At 64.6% G+C, this 19,230-nt stretch carries 23 protein-coding genes; 14 read left to right on the top strand and 9 right to left on the bottom strand.

Features of this window, described 5'->3' with window-relative positions:
* From VF631_RS10085 to VF631_RS10075, 3 genes are all read right to left on the bottom strand, one after another.
* The coding region (locus VF631_RS10085; protein WP_431850171.1) for a phytanoyl-CoA dioxygenase family protein at window positions 1-462 on the bottom strand (462 nt) is incomplete at its 3' end.
* 15 nt (window positions 463-477) lie between these two features.
* Window positions 478-1,098: an acyl-homoserine-lactone synthase gene (locus tag VF631_RS10080; protein ID WP_431850170.1), complete on the bottom strand. Its 621-nt coding sequence runs from the start codon at window positions 1,096-1,098 to the stop codon at window positions 478-480.
* A 76-nt stretch (window positions 1,099-1,174) separates the two neighbouring features.
* Window positions 1,175-1,924, bottom strand: a complete 750-nt coding sequence (locus tag VF631_RS10075) for a LuxR family transcriptional regulator (RefSeq protein WP_431850169.1) — start codon at window positions 1,922-1,924, stop codon at window positions 1,175-1,177.
* Between the two features lie 263 nt (window positions 1,925-2,187).
* Here VF631_RS10075 and VF631_RS10070 point away from each other — a divergent pair, with 263 nt between their 5' ends.
* The 3 genes from VF631_RS10070 (at window position 2,188) to VF631_RS10060 (ending at window position 4,122) form a co-directional block, all read left to right on the top strand.
* Complete coding sequence (locus VF631_RS10070; RefSeq protein ID WP_431850168.1) at window positions 2,188-2,937, top strand: LuxR family transcriptional regulator; 750 nt, start codon at window positions 2,188-2,190, stop codon at window positions 2,935-2,937.
* Between the two features lie 36 nt (window positions 2,938-2,973).
* Window positions 2,974-3,735: a DNA -binding domain-containing protein gene (locus VF631_RS10065; protein ID WP_431850167.1), complete on the top strand. Its 762-nt coding sequence runs from the start codon at window positions 2,974-2,976 to the stop codon at window positions 3,733-3,735.
* A gap of 240 nt (window positions 3,736-3,975) precedes the next feature.
* Window positions 3,976-4,122 (top strand): hypothetical protein, encoded by a 147-nt coding sequence (locus VF631_RS10060; RefSeq protein WP_431850166.1) that lies wholly within the window; start codon window positions 3,976-3,978, stop codon window positions 4,120-4,122.
* A 34-nt stretch (window positions 4,123-4,156) separates the two neighbouring features.
* On the opposite strand, the gene VF631_RS10055 is transcribed toward VF631_RS10060, so the two are convergent.
* The 4 genes from VF631_RS10055 to VF631_RS10040 form a co-directional block, all read right to left on the bottom strand.
* On the bottom strand, window positions 4,157-4,366 hold the full coding sequence (locus VF631_RS10055; protein WP_431850165.1) for a hypothetical protein: 210 nt from the start codon (window positions 4,364-4,366) through the stop codon (window positions 4,157-4,159).
* A 47-nt stretch (window positions 4,367-4,413) separates the two neighbouring features.
* Window positions 4,414-4,884 carry a MucR family transcriptional regulator gene (locus VF631_RS10050; RefSeq protein WP_431850164.1) on the bottom strand — a complete coding sequence of 157 codons (471 nt, stop codon included), beginning with the start codon at window positions 4,882-4,884 and terminating at the stop codon, window positions 4,414-4,416.
* A 63-nt stretch (window positions 4,885-4,947) separates the two neighbouring features.
* On the bottom strand, window positions 4,948-5,127 hold the full coding sequence (locus VF631_RS10045; RefSeq protein WP_431850163.1) for a hypothetical protein: 180 nt from the start codon (window positions 5,125-5,127) through the stop codon (window positions 4,948-4,950).
* Window positions 5,128-5,261: 134 nt separating this feature from the next.
* Window positions 5,262-6,059: a hypothetical protein gene (locus tag VF631_RS10040; protein ID WP_431850162.1), complete on the bottom strand. Its 798-nt coding sequence runs from the start codon at window positions 6,057-6,059 to the stop codon at window positions 5,262-5,264.
* 100 nt (window positions 6,060-6,159) lie between these two features.
* Here VF631_RS10040 and VF631_RS10035 point away from each other — a divergent pair, with 100 nt between their 5' ends.
* From VF631_RS10035 to VF631_RS10005, 7 genes are all read left to right on the top strand, one after another.
* On the top strand, window positions 6,160-6,426 hold the full coding sequence (locus tag VF631_RS10035) for a DUF7662 domain-containing protein (protein ID WP_431850161.1): 267 nt from the start codon (window positions 6,160-6,162) through the stop codon (window positions 6,424-6,426).
* 21 nt (window positions 6,427-6,447) lie between these two features.
* Window positions 6,448-7,401, top strand: coding sequence for a tetratricopeptide repeat protein (locus VF631_RS10030; protein WP_431850160.1), 954 nt, complete (start codon window positions 6,448-6,450; stop codon window positions 7,399-7,401).
* 129 nt (window positions 7,402-7,530) lie between these two features.
* Window positions 7,531-7,758, top strand: coding sequence for a helix-turn-helix domain-containing protein (locus VF631_RS10025; protein WP_431850159.1), 228 nt, complete (start codon window positions 7,531-7,533; stop codon window positions 7,756-7,758).
* Entirely contained in the window at window positions 7,751-8,332 is a 582-nt protein-coding gene (locus tag VF631_RS10020) for a S26 family signal peptidase (protein WP_431850158.1), read from the top strand. The genes VF631_RS10025 and VF631_RS10020 overlap by 8 nt, the downstream gene beginning before the upstream one ends.
* A gap of 131 nt (window positions 8,333-8,463) precedes the next feature.
* A complete protein-coding gene (locus VF631_RS10015) occupies window positions 8,464-8,937 on the top strand; it encodes a lytic transglycosylase domain-containing protein (protein ID WP_431850157.1) in 474 nt (157 codons plus the stop codon).
* A gap of 54 nt (window positions 8,938-8,991) precedes the next feature.
* Window positions 8,992-9,879 carry a DUF7146 domain-containing protein gene (locus tag VF631_RS10010; protein WP_431850156.1) on the top strand — a complete coding sequence of 296 codons (888 nt, stop codon included), beginning with the start codon at window positions 8,992-8,994 and terminating at the stop codon, window positions 9,877-9,879.
* A gap of 66 nt (window positions 9,880-9,945) precedes the next feature.
* Entirely contained in the window at window positions 9,946-14,217 is a 4,272-nt protein-coding gene (locus tag VF631_RS10005) for a strawberry notch-like NTP hydrolase domain-containing protein (protein ID WP_431850155.1), read from the top strand.
* A gap of 146 nt (window positions 14,218-14,363) precedes the next feature.
* Here VF631_RS10005 and VF631_RS10000 read toward each other — a convergent pair whose 3' ends face one another.
* Window positions 14,364-14,783 carry a hypothetical protein gene (locus tag VF631_RS10000; RefSeq protein WP_431850154.1) on the bottom strand — a complete coding sequence of 140 codons (420 nt, stop codon included), beginning with the start codon at window positions 14,781-14,783 and terminating at the stop codon, window positions 14,364-14,366.
* Between the two features lie 145 nt (window positions 14,784-14,928).
* On the opposite strand from VF631_RS10000, the gene VF631_RS09995 reads away from it, so the two are divergent.
* Genes VF631_RS09995 through folE form a run of 4 tightly spaced genes read left to right on the top strand, consistent with a single transcriptional unit; the run spans window position 14,929 to window position 17,747 of the window.
* The gene (locus VF631_RS09995; protein ID WP_431850153.1) at window positions 14,929-15,885 is read left to right on the top strand and encodes a helix-turn-helix domain-containing protein; all 957 of its coding nucleotides are present in this window, start codon (window positions 14,929-14,931) and stop codon (window positions 15,883-15,885) included.
* Window positions 15,882-16,547, top strand: coding sequence for a queuosine precursor transporter (locus VF631_RS09990; RefSeq protein ID WP_431850152.1), 666 nt, complete (start codon window positions 15,882-15,884; stop codon window positions 16,545-16,547). The genes VF631_RS09995 and VF631_RS09990 overlap by 4 nt, the downstream gene beginning before the upstream one ends.
* A 5-nt stretch (window positions 16,548-16,552) precedes the next feature.
* Window positions 16,553-17,260 (top strand): hypothetical protein, encoded by a 708-nt coding sequence (locus VF631_RS09985; protein ID WP_431850151.1) that lies wholly within the window; start codon window positions 16,553-16,555, stop codon window positions 17,258-17,260.
* Complete coding sequence (gene folE / locus VF631_RS09980) at window positions 17,253-17,747, top strand: GTP cyclohydrolase I (RefSeq protein ID WP_431850150.1); 495 nt, start codon at window positions 17,253-17,255, stop codon at window positions 17,745-17,747. Before VF631_RS09985 ends, folE begins: the two co-directional genes overlap by 8 nt.
* Window positions 17,748-17,786: 39 nt before the next feature.
* On the opposite strand, the gene VF631_RS09975 is transcribed toward folE, so the two are convergent.
* Entirely contained in the window at window positions 17,787-19,028 is a 1,242-nt protein-coding gene (locus tag VF631_RS09975) for a hypothetical protein (protein ID WP_431850149.1), read from the bottom strand.
* Window positions 19,029-19,230: the final 202 nt, after the last annotated feature.

The raw sequence follows: 19,230 nt of genomic DNA, 5'->3' as shown, positions 1-19,230 counted from the left end.
CGGCCATACCCGGGTGGCGCCATTGTCTCTCGTGTAAGGCGTGAACGGCCACATGACGTTGACAAGATACTCGACGTCCCCGGTCGCGCCGCGCCACATGTCCTGGTCGCGGTGCGGCATCTGGGCGAGCGCTCCCGGGTGGACGGCGATCGCCTGGGTGAGGTTGAGCTGGATCGTATCGCACCAGGGAGAGAGCACCCGCTCTACGACACCAAGAATCAGCTCATGCTGCACGAGCGCGGCCGCGCGCGGCGAGCGGGCAAGGAGGCGACCGAACCTCTTCGTCCGCTCGCCGTAGAAGCGTCCTTGGCAAAAGGGTGTTTCCTCAAAATCGGCCGCCAGATCGGAGTCGAGGGAGAGGACCTCCTCCGCGGCAAGATCGGGAACCACGCAATAACCGTCGACGAGCAGTCGTTCGGTCCAGCGGTCGATCGCGGAGTCGAGAGCTTGGCTTTGAAACATGTGCATTCCTTTGCTTCAGGCGGCAGCGAGGATCTCGAGCCGACGTAAGGGAGCGGGCTGGTAGATGCCGTTCACTTCCAGGAGAGCCGGCGTTTCTTCCGAAATATCGATCGCAAGCGCGCCCAGCATCCTGCCGGCGCACGTGCGGGGCAGGCCAAGCGGGCGGCAGCGCCAGCCAAAAGCGAGGATCTGCTGGAGCCACCCTATCTCGGCGACGCCCGTGAATGTGCTGATTCCCTTCTCGAGCGCATGGTCAACCAAGGCCGAGACGAGGATGTTGCGGGTCGCGAGCCTCTCGCCGGCGTTGCTGCCGCGATCGAGGCAGAAACGGGTGATCTCCAGCACACGTTGCCCGCGCGGCGGCGACGCGGCGCAAAGGTCCGGGAACAGTGTGTCCAGGATGTGCGGCCTGGTCGTCCTGAGAAGCCGGGCAGAGCCTTCATGGCAGCCGTCGCGGCCGGTCACGATCACATAGGTCGCGGCCTCATCGTCGAACTGGTCAACCTCGTAGCGCCCGTCGAGGACGGGCACGTCCCATTTCAGCAGGTCGACGAAGATCCGCTTGCGTGCTTCGAACATGGAGCGGAGCGGCGGAAAGCGTGCGGGATCGGGAACCTGCTCGGCAAGGGTGACCATGTCTTTCTCCGGCTGGATGACATGGTCGGAATGCGCCGGGCCGGCGGCGGCCCGCTATGCCCAGAAATGGGCATTGTCAGCGTTTGAGAACGTCTGTGAAGGTGATCGATCCATCGAACAGCGCCTGGACCGCGAGCATTGTCCTCTTCGCTACCCCGTAACGCTCACGAGCCTGCTTGAGGTGCCGCACCACCGTCTCATGCTCGATGGCGAGGATGCGGCTGATCTCCCAGTCCGATTTGCCGCGCGCGACCCACAGGATGCATTCGCGCTGCCGGTCGGTGAGCCGCGGCGCGGCGGCCAGGGACGGGGAGCGCACGCGCCACAGCCTTCGCGCGGCCTCAAAGGCGAAGGCGCCGACGAGCTGGGCGATCGGCAGGTCCTCCTCCCGCATCGCGACTCCACTGGGATTGGCGAAAGAGCAGGAGCCGTGGGTCTCGCCTGGCACATTGGCCGGGATGGTGAAGCCATCGCTGATGCCTCTTGCTTCGGCTCGTTCGAGCATGGCGCGGTCGCTTGGAGTCAGAACGATCATCCGTTCGATCTCGGACCAGGCGAACCCGACGCTTGTTACATGACTTGCGCGGAACACGGGGTCGGACACTCCCAGTCCATTGTCATCATAATAGTCGGCCCAGTCATCGGGGTAATTGTGGAGCCGGATGGCCGGCTGCGGCGCGCGTCTGATGTCGCCATGGTGCGACAGCGCAAAATATTTGAACCCCAGTTCGCTTGTGACCTCCTCAAGCGCGTCCGAGAGATCGGCCTCGGTGGCAATCCCGGCAAGATCACGAAGAAAGGACTCCGCCCGTTCGAACGTCGCCATTGCGCCCCGTACTCACGAAACTGGCGGGACGTTTCCAAGCCGCCCTCGTCCCCGGTCCCGTTTTCTGTACGCCGTAGCCCGGGTCTCAACCGGGCAGGACGCGTTGATTCAAGCTGCTGCGACGATAGACGCTTTCCGAGGGTTTCAAAACTCTATTACACGCTAACACATAGATATTTAGAGATTATTTCTCGATTGTTCTTGATCCAGATCATAGGCCGGTCGCCGGGAGTGCTGCGCGAAAGAGAGAGGAATCCGACGCGATGCCTTTTTCGCGGCTGATCGACCGCTTCGAGGCCAAGGCCGCTTCCTGCCTGGACGATCACGCTCTTCAGGCCGTGCTCCAGGACGTGACTCGGGAACTTGGGTTCCACTATTTCGCGCTCCTTCACCATGCGAGTCTGGCCTCGGCCAGGCCGGAGCTGATCCGCATCGACACCTATCCCTCCGGCTGGGACCGGGAGCTGGCCGTCCACAACCTCGTCGGTGCCGATCCAGTGCATCACGCGAGCTTGCGCACGAACGTCGGTTTTGCATGGTCCGAGCTGCCGAGGCTCGTCCCGCTAGGACATCGCGAGCGCGAAGTTCTCGAGCGGAGCAGGCGCTTCGACATCGGCGACGGCTTCACGGTGCCGGTGAACGTGCCCGGGGAGCCCTGCGGCTCCTTCTCGTTCGCCGTGAGGACCGGCTCGGGGCTTCCGGTTGATCGCCTGCTGTGCGCAGAGCAGATCGGCGCGCATGCGTTTCGCGCCGCGAGGCGGATCCACGATTATCCGAGCGTCAGGCGCTGCCCCCATCTCAGCCGACGGGAGCATCAGTGCGTTCGTCTGCTGGCCGCAGGAAAGACCGACTGGGAAATCGCGACCATTCTCGGGATCAGCGTCGAGACTACCCATCAATATGTGAAGCGCGCGCGCGCCGCCTATGACGTCGTCAGCCGGACGCAACTCGTAGTCTGTGTGCTGCGCGACGCGCTCGTCAGCTTCGACGAGGCAATTCCCCCATATAGGTGAATAGGTTAGCTCGGTCGGAACAGCTGTCGTCCGGGTGTGAGCCCGGACCATGACCTTGCTGCGAACTGGAGGAATGGGGCAGCCTATGCGCCGCTCCTCCTTGCCGATCGCTCGGTCTTCGCCTGGGAGTGGCTTCGGCGCGATCCGCTGTACCGGAGGGCCGCTGAGGGGTCGGTCTTGCGGAAGTGGTCCCCCGAGGCGGAGAAATGGGGGCTTGTGGCCTTCGAGGCGCCCGACCTTTCCGGCGCGGCCGCCCGTCCGGTCTGGAGCGCAGCGGCACATCCCGCAGTGCTCCCAGTGTTGGCTCGCGCCCGTGCCGCATACGGCGACAGCTTCGAGCTCGAACGCGTGTCGGCGCTCTCGACGATGGTCGCGGTGCCGGGGCGAGGCGAGCATCTGCTGATCTCGGACGGACGACGAACGATCCGCCTCGACGTGCTGGCGGGAACCTTGGCCGGCGGACCCGTGGAGCTGCGCTATCTGTTGAATGGGCTTGCCGCGGCCGAGAAGCCGCTGCTGACACTCCGCCGCTTCCTCGCGCTCGCACGGACGAGCGACTTTGCCCGGTCGCTGCATCCAAGAGAGCCGCGGGCAAGGCGATGGGTGCTGATGCTGCGGGCATGGGATGCCGCCTGTGCGGGCGCCGACCAGCGTGAGATCGCGCAATGGTTGCTGAGCAGGCAAGCGGGCGAGCCTCGATGGCGCAGCCTGGCGCCAAGCGTGCGCTCGCAAGTCCAGCGGCTGGTCCAGGGCGCAAGGTTGATGGCCCGCGGCGGATACCGGAGGCTGCTTGGGTGACATGCGGCCTCGCGTGAGATGCGGGCGGCGTTGCGGCTGCGCGGCGACATCCTATGTAAGGAGGGTGGCAGCCCACCAATTCACCATCGAGCAGCGGCAGGTTCCCGGCACTCACCAACACCGCTGGATTGCCGTTGACGACGCGAACGGCGCGGCGATCGACCTGCCGCATGGCGGCACCGGCGACTATCTCGGCCGCTATCCTGAGGTCGCGCCTATCTCTTGGGCAAAGGACTCAAAGTGGCTCTCGATTATTGCCGGCGCCGCGGCGACACCTTTGACGCGGATCACGAGCAGCGGGCCTATACCTGGACCTTCGAAACCGGCGGCGGCGTGGTCGTAAAGGATATCCCTCGGCTGGTTGCCGGGATCACCGTGCAGTTCTGACGGAGCGGACGCCGCTCACGCGCCGCCTTCGCTATCAGCCCTGTCGGATGACCTTCTTCTCCGCCCCGCAGAGGCTGCACCTGTCCTTTCGGCGTTCGAACCCGCCCTTGCCTGCTAACTCGCGAGCCTTGTGGTTGGCGTGCTGCCGCGGGGAGATCTTCAGCCGCTCCGAGATACAATCGTCGCAAACCGGATTGGGCGAGAGCCGCGTGACGAAGGCCCGAACGTCTTCCAGCACTGTCATTGTGTTCTCGGGCCCCGTTCAAAAATCGCCTGCGCCAGCAGTACAGGTCAGGTGCCCGCTTTGCGCGGCGAGGGTCCGCTGCGGCCGCGCGGTGCGCGGGTCGCACTTGCCTTTCGCTTGCCGCCCGCGGCCTTTCGGCCAAGCCCGATGGTATGGGCCATGGCGCGCCGCTGCTCGGAATATTCGGGTGCTACCATGGGATAATCGGCAGGGAGGCCGTAATCGCCCCGATACTGATCGGGAGTCATCCCATGCGCGGTCGCGAGATGGCGCTTCAGCGTCTTCTGCTTGCGGCCGCACTCCATGCAGACGAGATGGTCGGGCTTAATCGAGGCGCGGACGGAGACCAGCGCCTTCTTTCTTTCCGGTTCGGGTTCAGCTGGCGCTTCGCCCAGGCGGGCAAGGGCCCCATGGACATTCTGGATGAGGATCGGAATGTCGCCGACGGCGACATTGTTATTGGCGACGTGCGCTGCGACGATGTCCGCCGTCAGCGAAACCAGATCTTCCATGTCCATGGCCGGGGCTCTCCTCCGCAAGGCTCGTCAGTAGGACAGGAGGCCGAGGCGAACCAGCCCTACTCAGTCGGGAGCTTCAGCTCTCCCGGCTGGAAGAGAATGCGTCGGCATCTGCCAGGGGCCGTGAACTGCCATCGAGACATGGGCACCGGCCTGGTGGAGCCCGAGCTCGTCGAGGCGGCCGAGTATCGTCACAAGATCATCGCGGACTGCCGCCAGCGAAGCTTCATCTTGATCGGCCATGACTGCGCTCGCTGCCAGACCCTCGGTTTGCTCGCGTCCGTAGATGCCGGCGGAGTTAACAGCCTCCAAAAATTGTGTAGACTATCAGGTCCCGCGCGTCCCGGAGCGGTGTGCCTGCTCGGAGGGAGTTGCAGCTAAGCACCGAACCTTGCTTCCTCCCGAAGTGCATCCACCTCTTCCGGGGTCATCCGCGTCAACAAGGCGATGATAGGATCGAGCAGACCAGGTGTGCCCGTCAGCAGGCGCACGAGCGTTCGCTGGTCCTCCTCGAGATTACCGAAGTCGCTGAGCAGCAGCCTCTCATCCTCCGTCACTTGCGGGGCGATAGCACCCGGCCAGGTCGTTTCTTCACGCAGGGCCGTCCTCAGCGCTTCGCGCTTCCCGCGTCGCAGCCTTCGATAGGCTTCGACGACCTCGCGTTCCTCCTGGATCATCACTTCCGCATGGACCCCGAGGCGCCGCAGCCAGTCTCGGGCGGCCTGGGCACGATCTCCTTGCGAGTTTCGAGAGTACCAGCGGGTCATCGCAGCGCGCCAGGCGCGCCGGTCGGGTTCCGACATGCTGTTCAGCGCTTCCATGAAGCGATACTCGTCGCGGAACAGTAGGGGCCGGCACAGATCGATCGGATGCCCGGCATGATACCAATTTCGTCGATCTAGCCAGGCGGCCCGCTCTTCGCGGGGCACCGTGACGAACTCGAAGGCGTAGGCGGCGAGCTTCAGCCAGCGCGGGAGCTGGCGCAGCTCGCCGGCTTCGAATGCCGAAACATCCGCCTCGGTCGGCGCGGGGCAGATCTCGCCCAGATAGGCCCTCATCTTGGTGGAGCGTATCGCGAGTTTTGCCTGCGACCACCCGAGCTGCTCGCGCCGTTCGCGCACCCACAAGATGCCGTCGGTCACCAACGCCTTTTCGCTGCGCTCGCCCTGCGCCATAACTATCCTTGAGTTGCCCCGCTGGGCGAGTGTAGCCTCGGGGCCGGCGCAAAGCACAGGTGCAATGCGCTAGGTCCGCGTTGGGGAATGGGGGTGAGGAGTGGCCAAGTACGACCCGCTCCGCAAGCATCTGCGCAGGAAGAATGGCGCCGATGTGCTGATGACCTTCGACGACATCGAACGGGTCATCGGCGCGATGCTGCCGAAGAGTGCGGACCTGCCGGTCTGGTGGAGCAACGAAGCCTCTCCCGATACGCGGCATGTCCAATGCCACGCCTGGATCGAAGCGGGCTATGAAGCCAGCCTCATGCCCGGCGGGAGCAAGGTCCGCTTCAGCCGGAAGCCGTCGCGATCGTCGGACGCCTGAATTGCCGGGATGCGTCCGATAATGTCCTGGCTGAAACGGCTCCTGGGGCGCGACGATGATGCGGAGTCGCCCGCAGCGCCGCCGGGCGGAACCCGGATTGCGCTCCCCCGCCACGATCGCGGGGTTGTCTCCGTTCCCGAAATCGACTTCGTGGGAGAAAGGGCCGCATCCCCAAACGGCCGCTACACTCTGCTTTGGCATGACCGGCGCTGGGCGGGCGAAATCGTGTCCGCTGGCCGGTTTGTCCTGGTCGACGGCGAAACCGTCGTCGTCGAGGGACGAATGGAGCGGCCGCAGGACGGCAAGGTCGCAGATAGCGGCATATTCATCCTCAACGACTGGGGAGCCAGCGACGCCCTCTCCGGCACCTTTCATGCATTCAGGCCGGACGGCAGCGCTATCCTCAGCCGCCATTATTGGGCGAACTTGTTGAACAATGGCCTGTCGCGAGACGGGCGACTTGCCGCCTGCCAGACTTGCGATGCGCCGGGATCGCCGGACAGCTCGGTCCTGACGCTGTTCGATCTTCACCGTGGGGAAGAGCTGGCGCGCTGGACGCCTGAATCGGGGTGGGCGAACGGCTATCAATTTCCGGAGGGCGAAGCTCGCATCCGGGTGGTTCGCCATGATCGACCTTCCCTCGATTACAGTCTGGAAGGCGAGTTCCTGGATCGGCAGCTTTGGCTGCAGGACGAGACCGCGCGCGGCACTCTTCATGTGATCCGGAAGGCGCTCGCCGAAGGTGAGTCCGCCAGCGGCGTGTCCATTGAGGCCCTGCGGATTGGTGCCCGCCACGCGATCGACCAAGGTGATGAACGCTTCCGCGCCGAGGCCTGGCGCCTCTTGGGCGAGGTCGAAGAATCGGCGGACGAACCCGCTGCGGCTCTCGATGCCTATGAGCAGGCGCTCGCGCTCAACCCGAAAATAGGGGTGGCCAAGCGGGCGGCAGCTTTGCGCAAGGCCTCGACCGCTTAGTCAGCATCACTCGGGCCTGGCTCGAATCCGGCTACATCCATTTTCGAGCCTCTGCCTCGCCGGTGAAAGCCGCCACTTCTCGCGGCACGGGCGGGCCACGGGGGCACCGTCCGCCGCAGCGAGGATCTGATGGACGACGATATTGGCCGGGCGGCTCGAGCAAAGAAGGGCAGTCCCTTTCTCTCGACCGAGCAGGCCGCTTTCTATCTCGGGCTGAGTGCCCGCAAGCTTCAGGCGATGCGCGCCGGAGGGGACGGGCCGACCTTCCGGCGACACAGCCGCTATGTACGCTACCATATTGACGACCTCGACAGCTGGTCGAGGGGGCTCTCCGAGAGCGACGCCTGCAATGCCTGACCATCGCGAGCTGCCGCTCTTCCGCTGGGGCGAGGAACTGCGCCGTCATCGGCACGCGCGGCGGGCCAACCGCCTGCGCCTGGTGGCGGCAGCCTTGGCTGCCGCGGCCGCGGCCGCGTCTTTGGGCACGCTCTTGTGGCCACCGCGCCCACTGTTCCTCTGGAATGCCAGTGCGAGCAGCCCGCTCGGGCTCTACCAAGTGCGGTCTGCGGGCGGCGCCCGCCGCGGGGACATGGTGATTGCCTGGCCCCCTGAGGCCGCACGCGAGCTCGGCGCCGAGCGACATTATCTCCCGCGCAACGTACCTTTGGTGAAGCGGGTTGCCGCCGTCGAAGGGGATCGGGTCTGCGCCGTGGGCGAGGCCATCTTCGTCAATGAAAGGCTTGAGACGCTGCGAAGCCTGGAGGATCCGTCTGGGCGGCCGATGCCATGGTGGACCGGCTGCGAGGAACTCCGCCCGGGCGAGCTTTTCCTGCTCACCGCAGGCGCGCCAAACGCCTTCGACGGGCGCTATTTCGGAGTGACTGGGCCTGCGCAGGTCGTCGGTCGTGCGAGGCTGATATGGCCGGGCTGAGAGCGGCACTCACTGCCCTTGCCCTATTGTGGGCGGCGCCTACTTCTGCCGATCCAGTGGACCGATGGTCGGCCTATATCACCGAAGCCTCCGGGCGGTTCGGAATACCGGAAGCATGGATTCGGCGAGTGATGCGCGCGGAGAGCGGCGGGCGGACAATGATCGCCGGGCGGCCGATCGTCAGCCATGCCGGCGCAATGGGACTGATGCAGCTGATGCCGGGCACCTGGAGCGAGATGCGCGCATCGCTCGGCCTTGGCCGGGATCCGCACCATCCGCGAGACAATATCCTAGCCGGCACTGCCTATCTGCGGCGGATGTACGACCGGTTCGGCTATCCCGGCCTGTTCGGCGCCTACAATGCCGGGCCGGCGCGCTATGCGCGCCACCTGGCCACGGGGCGGCGGCTGCCTGCGGAAACGGTAGCCTATGTCGCGAATGTGGCAGGACCGCGAGGTGCTGCTGCGCCGGTCGAACCAGAGCGGAGGGCGGCGACCCTGTTCGCCCTGCTGGCACCGCGACCTCCCGCTGCGGCCGCTGCGGCTTCCCCAGCGGACGGACCTTCCGACGGCATCTTCGTGCGCCTGAACGAACCTCCCCGCTGAGCGATCGGGAGGGGAGGCGGCGGACGGCGGGCGAACGGCAGGAGGAGGTGAGAGATGCATGGCCGCGGCGCATTGAGCGTCGAACAGCAGGCGCGGGCGCTCGTCGAGCGGCTTGGCGGTAGCTGGGCGCCGGGCGGTCGCCTGTGCCGCTGCCCCGCCCACCAGGACCGGCGGCCGTCGCTGAGCGTACGGGCCGGCCGGACGCGGCTGCTGCTCCATTGCTTCGCGGGGTGCACAGCGTCCGACATCCTTCGCGCGCTTCAGCATCAGGGACTGATCGATCCGGCCGCGCCCGCGCCGCCCTCCGAGGCCAGCCTGGAGGCGATGCCGGCTGCCTCCCCGGACGTCGCGCTTCGGGTCTGGGGCGGCGGCCGCGCGATCGCCGGCACACCCGCCGAAGCCTATCTGGCCGAACGCGGTCTGCAGACGGTATCGGCGGAGCTGCGCTACCATCCGCGGACGCCACACGGGCCGGCGCCCTTCACGCGTTTCAGGCCCGCGCTCATCGCCGCCGTCCGCGACGAGCAGGGCCTTGTCGCTGTGCATCGCTCCTTCCTTGACCCGCGGCGGCCGCGCCTCGCGGAGCTTCCCCACCCGAGGTGCGGCTTGGGGCGGTTTGGGCGTGGCGCTGTTCGCCTTGGCGGCGCCGCCCCGAAGCTGGGCCTGGCCGAAGGCATCGAGACGGCGCTGTCGGCTTCGATCCTCTTCGGAGTGCCGTGCTGGGCGACGCTCGGCACCGAACGGTTCCGGCTGGTGGCGCTTCCGCCGGAAGTCCGCGCGTTGTCGCTCTTCCTCGATGACGATGCCGGCGGCCGCCGCGCCGAGGCTCTCGCCCGCCAGGCATTTGGACATCTGCCGATCGAAGCGCACTACCCGAGGCGCGAGGGATGGGACTGGAATGACGTGCTGCGGGCGTCGATGCGGCGACGCCCACCCGATTAGAGGGGAGGAGGCGGGCGGGGGCCGACCCTGGGCGGCGATGGTGCTGTCCAGGGCCGGAGACGCGCCATGGCCACCCTTCCGATCGAGCGAGCCCAGCCCTCGCCCCCTCATGTTTCAGTCGCGCACCAAATCCTGGAGCGGTTTCGCTCAGGAGAGAAGGTCGACCGGCAATGCCTCCGCTCCATGTTCGAGGCTGCGACCGGGCGGTCCGATGCGGCCGGCACCTGGTCTATGCGCCAGGCTTATGACGCGCTCGAGCTCGCGCAGGTCCTCTACCTGCTGAGGGCCGACTGCCCGCTGCTCACCGGAACGCCGGCCGAGACACTCGAGCGTCTCCTCGCCTTCTCCAATGCAATGGCGATCCAAAGCTATCGCTCCGAGACGCAGGTCGAGCTGCAGCAATTCTCGACGCCTCTGCCAGTCGCTTATCTGGCAGGCCTGCTCGCGCAGCCCGCCCTTGGTGAGACCCTGCTCGAGCCCTCGGCCGGCAACGGCCTGCTGGCGTGGCCCGCTGGGCGGGCCGGCGCCCGGCTGTTCCTCAACGAGATCGATCCGGATCGTAGCGAGAGCCTCGCCGAGGCGTTTCCCGGCGCTTCCCTCTCGGCGCATGACGCTGAGCTTGTCGACGATCTGCTCGGAGCATGCTGCCAGCCCTCGCTCATCCTGATGAACCCGCCATTCGGGCGCAGCGCCGGGCGCGGCCCGGATCGCTACGCGGCGGCGAGGCACCTCGAAGCCGCGCTCCGCCGTCTCGTGCTGGGAGGGCGACTCGTCGCGATCATGCCCGAAAGCTTCAGCAAGGCCGGATCGGGACGCGAACTGAGGTCGAAGGTCGATGACTCCGCCCGGCTCCGCCTGGACCTGCTGCTGGCGCCTGGAGCCTTCGCGCGGCAGGGGACCGGCGTTGCAGTGAGGCTGCTTGCCTATGACAAGGCCGAGCCGGACGGGGGCGCCATTTGCGGCCGGACTGAGAAGCTCGACGACGCGCTGGCGCTGATCGGGAACATCATCGCGTTGCCGCGCGGCGGATCAGCATCGCCGCCGCCGCAGGTGCGGACACCTTCCTTGTTCACGCGCACGGAGCGGCGCCAGGTTGCTCCGCCATTGCCTGCGGCTGCCGTGCCCCGGCCATTGGCGGGGGCGGCGGTGCCGCTTGAGTTCCAGAGTCTCGAAGAGCCGGCGCCGTCTGGGGAGCCGGTCGGCATCTACTTACCGTACCGGCCGAGCCGCATCGCGATCCCGGGCGCTGCGGCGCACCCGACACCGCTCGTGGAATCGCTTGCGATGGGCTCGATTGCCGCGCCGAGGACCGAGCGCGCGCCGCTCTTGCCGCCGGGCCTTGTCGAACAGGCCCTGCTCTCGGCGGCGCAGCTTGAGACCCTGATCTATGCGGGCTCGGCGTTTGAGCGCGAGCTTCCCGGCTGCTTCGCGCCGGCGGCGGAGGGCTGCGAGCTGAAACCGGTTCAAGAGGGCGAGGCAGGCGCCGCCTATCGCTCCGGCTATTTCCTGGGCGACGGCACCGGGGCCGGCAAGGGCCGTCAGATTGCCGGAATCATTCTCGATCAATGGTTGCGTCGCAGCCGGCGCCACATCTGGCTCAGCAAGAACGAGGTTCTGCTCGAGGATGCGCGACGTGACTGGACCGCGCTTGGCGGGCTTGCGCTCGACATCCAGCCTCTCTCGCAGTGGAAGCTCGGCGCGCCGATCTGCATGGATGACGGCATCCTCTTCGTCACCTATCCCACTCTACGCTCCGGCCACGCCGACGCCACCCGGCTTCGCCAGATCCTCGACTGGGCGACGCCGGAGTTTCAGGGGGTGATCGCCTTCGACGAGGCGCACGCGCTCGCGAACGCCGCCGGCGGTGAAGGCAGCCGCGGCAAGGTCAAAGGATCGGAACAAGGCATCGCCGGCGTCCGGCTCCAGAACCTGCTTCCGCGTGCCCGCGTCCTTTATGCATCTGCGACCGGCGCCTCGGACGTCAACAACCTGGCCTATGCGACGCGGCTTGGCCTCTGGGGTCCCCAGACGGCATTCGCCGATCGGAGCCAGTTCGTCGCCGCAATCCGGGCGGGCGGCATCGCGGCGATGGAACTGGTGGCGCGGGACCTTAAGGCGCTCGGCCTCTACACTGCCCGCGCGCTCTCCTTCGCGGGCGTCGAATATGACGTGCTCGAGCATGCGCTGACGACCGAGCAGATCGCGGTCTACGACGCTTATGCCGACGCCTGGGCGATCATCCACTCAAACCTCGAGGCGGCGCTCGAGGCGACCCGCGTCGTCGACGCCGCGACCGGCGCCACCTTGAACGCCAACGCCAAATCCGCAGCCTTGTCGCGGTTCGAGGGCACCAAGCAACGCTTCTTCGGGCAGCTCCTGCTCTCCATGAAGCTGCCGAGCCTTGTGCCGTCGATCGACGCGGACCTTCAATCCGGCCAGGCCGTGGTGGTCCAGCTCGTGTCCACCGCCGAGGCGATGCTCGACCGCCGGCTTGCGGACCTCAGCCCGCAAGAGCGGGAGGCGCTGGAGATCGATCTCTCCCCTCGGGAATATGTGATCGACTATCTGGCGGCAGCCTTTCCGACCCGGCAGATGAAGGTCTTCACCGATGCGGAAGGGAACGTTCGCTCCGAGCCCTTGTCCGATGGTGAAGGGCGCCCGGTGCATTCGCAATCCGCGCTGCGAAGGCGCGACGCGTTGATCGAGCAGCTCTGCGCGCTCCCCCCGATCCGAACGGCGCTCGACACTTTGCTCGAGCGCTTCGGCACCGACCGCGTCGCAGAAGTGACCGGCCGCACCCGGCGGCTCGTCGTCGGGCGCGACGGGCGGCAGAAGCTGGAGTCGCGCACGGCCCGGTCGAACCTGGTCGAGGCGGAGGCGTTCATGCGCGGCGAGAAGAGGATCCTCGTCTTCTCGGACGCCGGCGGCACCGGCCGTTCCTACCATGCCTGCCTCTCCGCCCGGAACCAGGCCCGGCGCATCCACTATCTGCTGGAGCCCGGATGGCGCGCCGACGCGGCGATACAAGGTCTGGGACGCACCCATCGCACCCGCCAGGCTTCTGCGCCGTTGTTCCGTCCGGTCACGACCGACGTTCGCGGCGAACGCCGGTTCATATCGACGATCGCGCGGCGCCTGGACTCGCTCGGGGCGCTCACCCGCGGCCAGCGTCAGACCGGCGGCCAGAATCTGTTTGACCCCGCGGACAATCTCGAAAGCGGCTACGCAAAGGATGCGCTCGTCAGCTGGTATCATCTGCTGTTCGGCGGAAAGCTTCGCTCCGTCACCTTCGAGCGCTTTCAAGAGCTGACGGGGCTGAAGCTGGACGCGGAAGGCGGCAGGCTTCGGGAGGATCTGCCGTCGATCCAGCGCTGGCTGAACCGTTTGCTGGCGCTGAGGATCGAGCTTCAGAACGCGATCTTTGACGAGTTTCTAGGGCTGGTCGAGACTCGCGTCGCGGCGGCGCGGGAGTCGGGAACCCTCGACCTCGGCGTCGAGACCATTCTGGTCGACGGCTTCGAAATCCTAGACGACCGCGTGGTACGCACCGACCCTCGCTCGGGCGCCACCACTCACCTGCTGAGGATCGAGCTTGCCCGACGCCCTCGGCCGATGCGCCTGGCGCGTCTGCTCGAGATCATGGCCGGCCGCCGGGACGCCGTGCCGATGCTGAACGGCCGTTCCGGCAAGGCGGCGCTGCGGGCCCGTGCGAGGAGCCTGATGTCGGAGGAAGGGCTCCCCGTTACGCGCTTCGAACTGATCCGGCCGCTGAAGCGCGAATATCTGGCCTGCGACCTTCTGGAAGAGACGAGCTGGAGCGAGACCTCGGAGCCGACTTTTCTTGCGGCGTGGGAGGCGGAGGTCCGGGATGCGGAGGCGTCGCTCCGCCGCGAGACGCTCCATCTCGCGACCGGACTGCTGCTGCCGGTCTGGGACAAGCTCCCGGACGACCACGTGCAGGTGATCCGGATCGCCTCAGCAGACGGGCGGTCGCTGCTTGGACGAGAGATCCCGGCGGTTGCTTTGGCTGAGCTCGGGAGCAGGCTTGGACTCGAGCTTGGCGCCGTTTTGTCGGCCGAAGAGCTAGCGGCGACGGTGCTCAGGACGGGGAGGCCGCTTCCGTTCACCGGTCCAGAGCCGCTGACGCTCAAGCGCTCGCTGGTCAATGGCAGTCAGCGGCTAGAGCTTGTCGGGTTCAGCGCGGCCCGCCTGGACTGGTACAAGGCGCAGGCCTGCTTCACCGAGATCATTCGATATCAGACGCGGCTGTTCGTCCCGGTTGATAAGGCCGACGCGGTCATCACCGACCTGATTGCAGAGGCAGCGAGAGGAGCTTGACCATCGTGTATGCGGCTCCCCTGGGCAGGTCGATCGAACGTCCAATTCTGCCCCAAGCCGAATGGCCGGTTTCACGTCCAGCTGCCCTTATTCCAAACGCTCACTCACCCCGGACGCCGCAGCTCAACCGCGCCATGGTCGCGTTGTTAGACATCCTCGCGGGTATCGTTCGCCTCCGCCGCAGTTGCCGCGGTATCACGGCCGGTGGGCTTGCTTTTCACGCGGTTGTTGCGTGACGCTGCCCTTTTCGCCGGCTTTGCTGCAATGCGCGGCGTCCCGTCTGCTACTTCTTGCTTGCGCAGGTGATAGAGCAGGCTCCGCATCCCCACGATGAGTGCCAGGACCGAGACGAGGAGGATACCCAACCAGACCATGATGCCGTTGAACATGGTGTCGTCGAGCTTGAGCAGATGGTCGGTGCAGCCGAAGAACCCCTGGCAGCCGCGGAAGATGTCGGAGATCGACACCCATGCATGTTTGACATCGAGGATCGTGCCGAGCCCGCCGAACACGGTGATGACGGCGGCGGCGACAGGCCCCCCGGGAGCCTTGGGTGCGTCGGCCATTGATTCCACTCCTGTTGACCCAACCTCAGCCATGAACCAACGATTAATCATCGTCAAGTCAAAAACATCATATTTATGGGGAGAGATCGTCCTAGCCGCTCATAACGTTCTTGCCGATGATCCGGCTATGATATAGCAACGTCGCATGGAGACGACCGACAACTCCCGCAGTCAGCGGCAGCGATTTGGCGTCTACCTGCGCGCACTGCGGGAGCGCACCGGCATGACGCAAATCGAGGCCGGCGGAAAACTTGTGGATCGACTCGGCGGTACTGAAGCAAGTTGGCAGTCGCTTCTTGCCCGATATGAACAGGGCAAGGGCGCGGTGAAGCCGGAGCAGCTAAGGCAGTTTGCCTCGGTCTATAATGAACCGCTTGAGAGGATGTTGAGCGCCTACGCGGCGGCACACGTCTTCGACGGCGCGTTGCCGAAGTATCTGGACGAGCCGTCGCAGAAGCGGCCGGACATCGAGCTTTCCCAAAACTTCTTTGTATCGAACGCAGTGGAGATTTGGTCGCTGCCGGAGATTGCCCAATGGGAAGCCGATCTCGCCGACCGGACTTCGGGTTCACCGCCTGAACTCTGGATCGTATCGCCGGAGTTCATCGACCATCGCGACAACAGCTTCCTGCACATCGTGGTCGATCAACTGCTGCTGCGGCAGGCATCATTGACCTACTTTGTGGCAAAGCGCGACATCGGCGGCGGCGAGAAATTCGATGTATTCCTCGACCGCGTCACATCGCGTCTCGCGCGCGTAGTGCGCGAACGCGGCCAACGTCTGGCCGACACCAATATAGGGTCGATTTCGGTCTTCGGCCTCACTCCGGATGATCTCACGTGGTTCACTTCGAGCCTCGTTATCGCCAACCCCAACGACATCGAGGCAGGCGTCCCCGGCGTCCACGCGTTCATGATCGTTCCCGTCGCTGGCCAGCATACCTTGGGAATTCCGGTCGAGCCCGCGCAGCTGGTGACGATGGTGAACCTGATCGCCCGTCAGATCGAAAACCGGCAGGCTGATCCGGACAACCGGGACAAGCCGTTCATCGTCAATGCACTCCGCAAACATCCACCCTTCGTTCGGGAGTTGGAGAAATGACCAAGCATAAGCTGTTGCTGCCCATCACGGGACTCTTCGTGTCGACTTTGCTCATCTCGAATACGCTCGACACAAAAATCTTCGCGGTAGCCGGACTCGAGCTCCCGGCCGGGATCATCCTGTTTCCGCTCGCCTACGTCTTCGGCGACGTGCTTACCGAGGTTTACGGTTACGCAACGTCGCGCCGGACGATCTGGACCGGCTTTGCCTGTCTGATCCTAATGGTTTCCTTCTATGAGATTGCGCGCGCTTTGCCGCCATCGCCTTCCTGGCCGGGGCAGCCTTCGTTCGACGCGATCTTCAGCCACGTGCCGCGGATCGTGCTGGCGTCTATCGTGGCGTACCTGTGCGGCGAATTCGTTAACTCCTATATCGTCGCCAAACTCAAGGTTCGGCACAACGGCAGGCACATGGCCTTGCGGTTCGTCGCATCGACAATCTTCGGTCAGGCAGTCGACACCACCCTGTTCGTCCTGATCGCGTTCTGGGGCGTACTGCCGCCAAGCGTGCTGCTTCCGATCATCCTGTCCGGATGGGCGGTCAAGGTTGGATGGGAGATCGTCGCCTTGCCGCTGACGGTGATCATCGTTCGTCGGATCAAGCGGATCGAGCAGGAAGATGCGTTCGATCGCGACATCACGTTCACCCCCTTCAAACTGTAGAGTTGATGAGTATCAAATCCAATCTGACCGCAAACCGTCTCCTTCAGTTCAAGGGTGAGATCAACAACGAGAACCAGCTGATTTCGGAGGCGCTGCGAAGGATCCTGCCGCCAGCCGGCGCCGGCATACTCCTCGATGTCGGCGCTGGCCTTGGCGACATCGCCGCCCGGGCGTTTGCCGATCGTGAAGCGTTACTGATTGACATCCTCGATTTCCCGGATGCCGAGTGTTCGCTCCACACGCGGCAAACGATCGACTTTTTCGACCTGCCGCGACCGGAGCGGCCCATCGACGTGATGCTGATGTCGCACGTCGTCCAGTATCTCGATGATGACATCGGCCGGCTGGTCGATCATGTCCAGTCGATGTCCGCCGAGGCAATCGTTCTCGTGTCCAACAAGCCGACTAAGCTGCACTTGAAGATCGTCGAGTGGTTTGCCCGTCGCGGCGTAGTCCACAATGCGGAGCAATTCTTCGCGCGCTGCCCGCTTTCCAGCTACCGGCTCGCGGACAGGGTCGGTTTGACGAGCCGTATTCAATGCGCCGACATCGAGGAGCTCGCGCGACAGCTCTCATCGATGATCTATGATGTCGAGCTTGAGCCCGCGGATCTTCGGGCATTCTCGGATTGGCTGGCCGGACAGGTCAATGACGCTAGCGTCGACCTCCCGCAGACGATCTCACTCTTACGCAGGGAGGCACCCGATGCGTGATGGCGGTCCCTTCGGATTCATTCCTAACGAGGAAGTGCGCACCGCACTTGAGCCTTCATTCGATCGCATCAGCCGGGCTTATAGCGAGCTGTTCAGCGGCTACGCTCTCCGGGCGGACGATGTGCTCAACGAAACGTTGCGCGTGACCGACTACCAAGGCTGGATAACAGTCGATAAGATTTCATTCTACACGTTCTGCCAACACCATTTCCTGCCGTTTTTCGGAGAGGCGAGCGTGTCCTATCTGCCCGGACAGGTGATCACCGGTCTCGGCAAGATCGTCCGGCTCGTTCGCGATGTTCACGCAAGGCGTCTTCAGATCCAGGAAACTATGGCGCGCGATATCTGCGATGACATGACGCGTGTCCTCGGCGCTAAAGGTGTCCAGGTGACGTTGCGCGCAAAGCACCTGTGCATGTGCTCCCGTGGTCCCGGCGACGACAATAGCGAAACCGAGGTGACATATTCGATCGGCGAGCCGCGGTAGGGGGCCATCGCGGCTCCGCGGGCTCGGCTCGACCGTGCATTATCCTGCGCCTGCGCCGCCGCGAATGGATGGCCGAAAGGCGGATTCAGCGAATTGGGCGGCGAGTGAACTTTTACCTGTGCTCGCTCTCGCGAGCCTTGCGTAATCAACTTGATCGATGCCGAGCAGGCCGGCGTCCACGACGATGTCGGTAAGCACAGCCCTTTTCCCCTTACGGAAGCGAAACCTGACCCAATCGAGAAACGCCTTAGGCTCCAAGGAAGCACCGGGAAGCCCCAGTTGGAACTCGACAGAGACCGCGTCCAGAAAGCGAGGCGGCGTGTCCAATTTCAAGTCAAAACGCACTTCCTTCGCCAGCTCGCCTATCTCTTCCCGGACGCGCCGGTGAGCAACGGCGCTGTCCACTTCCAGCTTCTGCAGTTTCGCCAGCGAGCGACGGAGCCTTTTGGTGCGCCGCCTCATCGAAAGAGCTTCCTGGACCAAGCCCTTCGGGTCTCCTTTGGACCTCCGGATAAGGGCAGCCTGAACGCTCGGAATTCCCAACGGATCAGGCCGGAGCTCTCCGACGATCGCGTCCAGGGATGTATTAATTCTCTCAAGAATCCACTGGTTTTGCCGGAATGTGACGTCGGCCCGATGGGGGGCCGGCGCATAGTTCGCGCCGACTTGGCGTGCCAAGTTCTCGTTCAAATATGTGCGGAGCATCGATTCGACCTGGAACGTATGCCCGCTTGACCATTCCGAGCTATCGCCGATCAGCGCGGCCACCGCAGAACGAAGCTCGGCAGATCCCGAGAGCATGTAATAAATCGCGTCGGTCGCGCGATTGTCGAGGGCTTCGGCGTTAATCTTCTCCAACTCGATGGGGTCAGTCAATTCCGTCGCGATCCAACGAGTTCGCTCCGGCTGGAACTCCGCGCCGCGCGGGATATTGGCGTGAGGAAGCGCAAGCAGGAGGCGCTCGTCGGCCCTAAACCGATATTCTAGTTCCTCGCTGGCGAATTCGGCTGCCTGGCGACAAGCGGCCGCATATTGGTCGCGAGTTTTGTGAATGATAGAAAGCGCGGATCTCTCCAAACCCAGCTCCAGGAGCAAATCACGATATTGCGCACTTGCATCAACTACCTCGCCCGACTCGAAGCTTCCTAGATCCAGTGTTTCGGCGAACACGATCAGTGTAGAAAATTGAAGCAGGCTCTTGAGGTCATAAATGCTTTTGGCGTCTACGGTAAGACATCGTCCAGCACCGTGGAGCCCGGTATTATCGATCCAGAGATGCATGTCTCAAGCGATTCCTAGCGTTGCCCTCGGGAGCTCAAGGGGCCAGTCGATCTAGGCTTGGTCTCATCATGACGCAGGCACAGCCGAATGCAACCGAGCTAGGCCATTTTTTTCGGCGTCAAACCCAAAAGCGGTGTTCGGGTATCGGCCAACCTTGCGCGTATATAGGCCAGTTCGGACATAAGCGCGAACATCCGCTCGT

Origin of the sequence: Allosphingosinicella sp., from assembly GCF_036387615.1 — a bacterium.
GTDB lineage: Bacteria > Pseudomonadota > Alphaproteobacteria > Sphingomonadales > Sphingomonadaceae > Allosphingosinicella.
The sequence above is the reverse complement of the archived record's forward strand: the minus strand, read 5'-3'. Positions and strand labels throughout refer to the sequence as shown.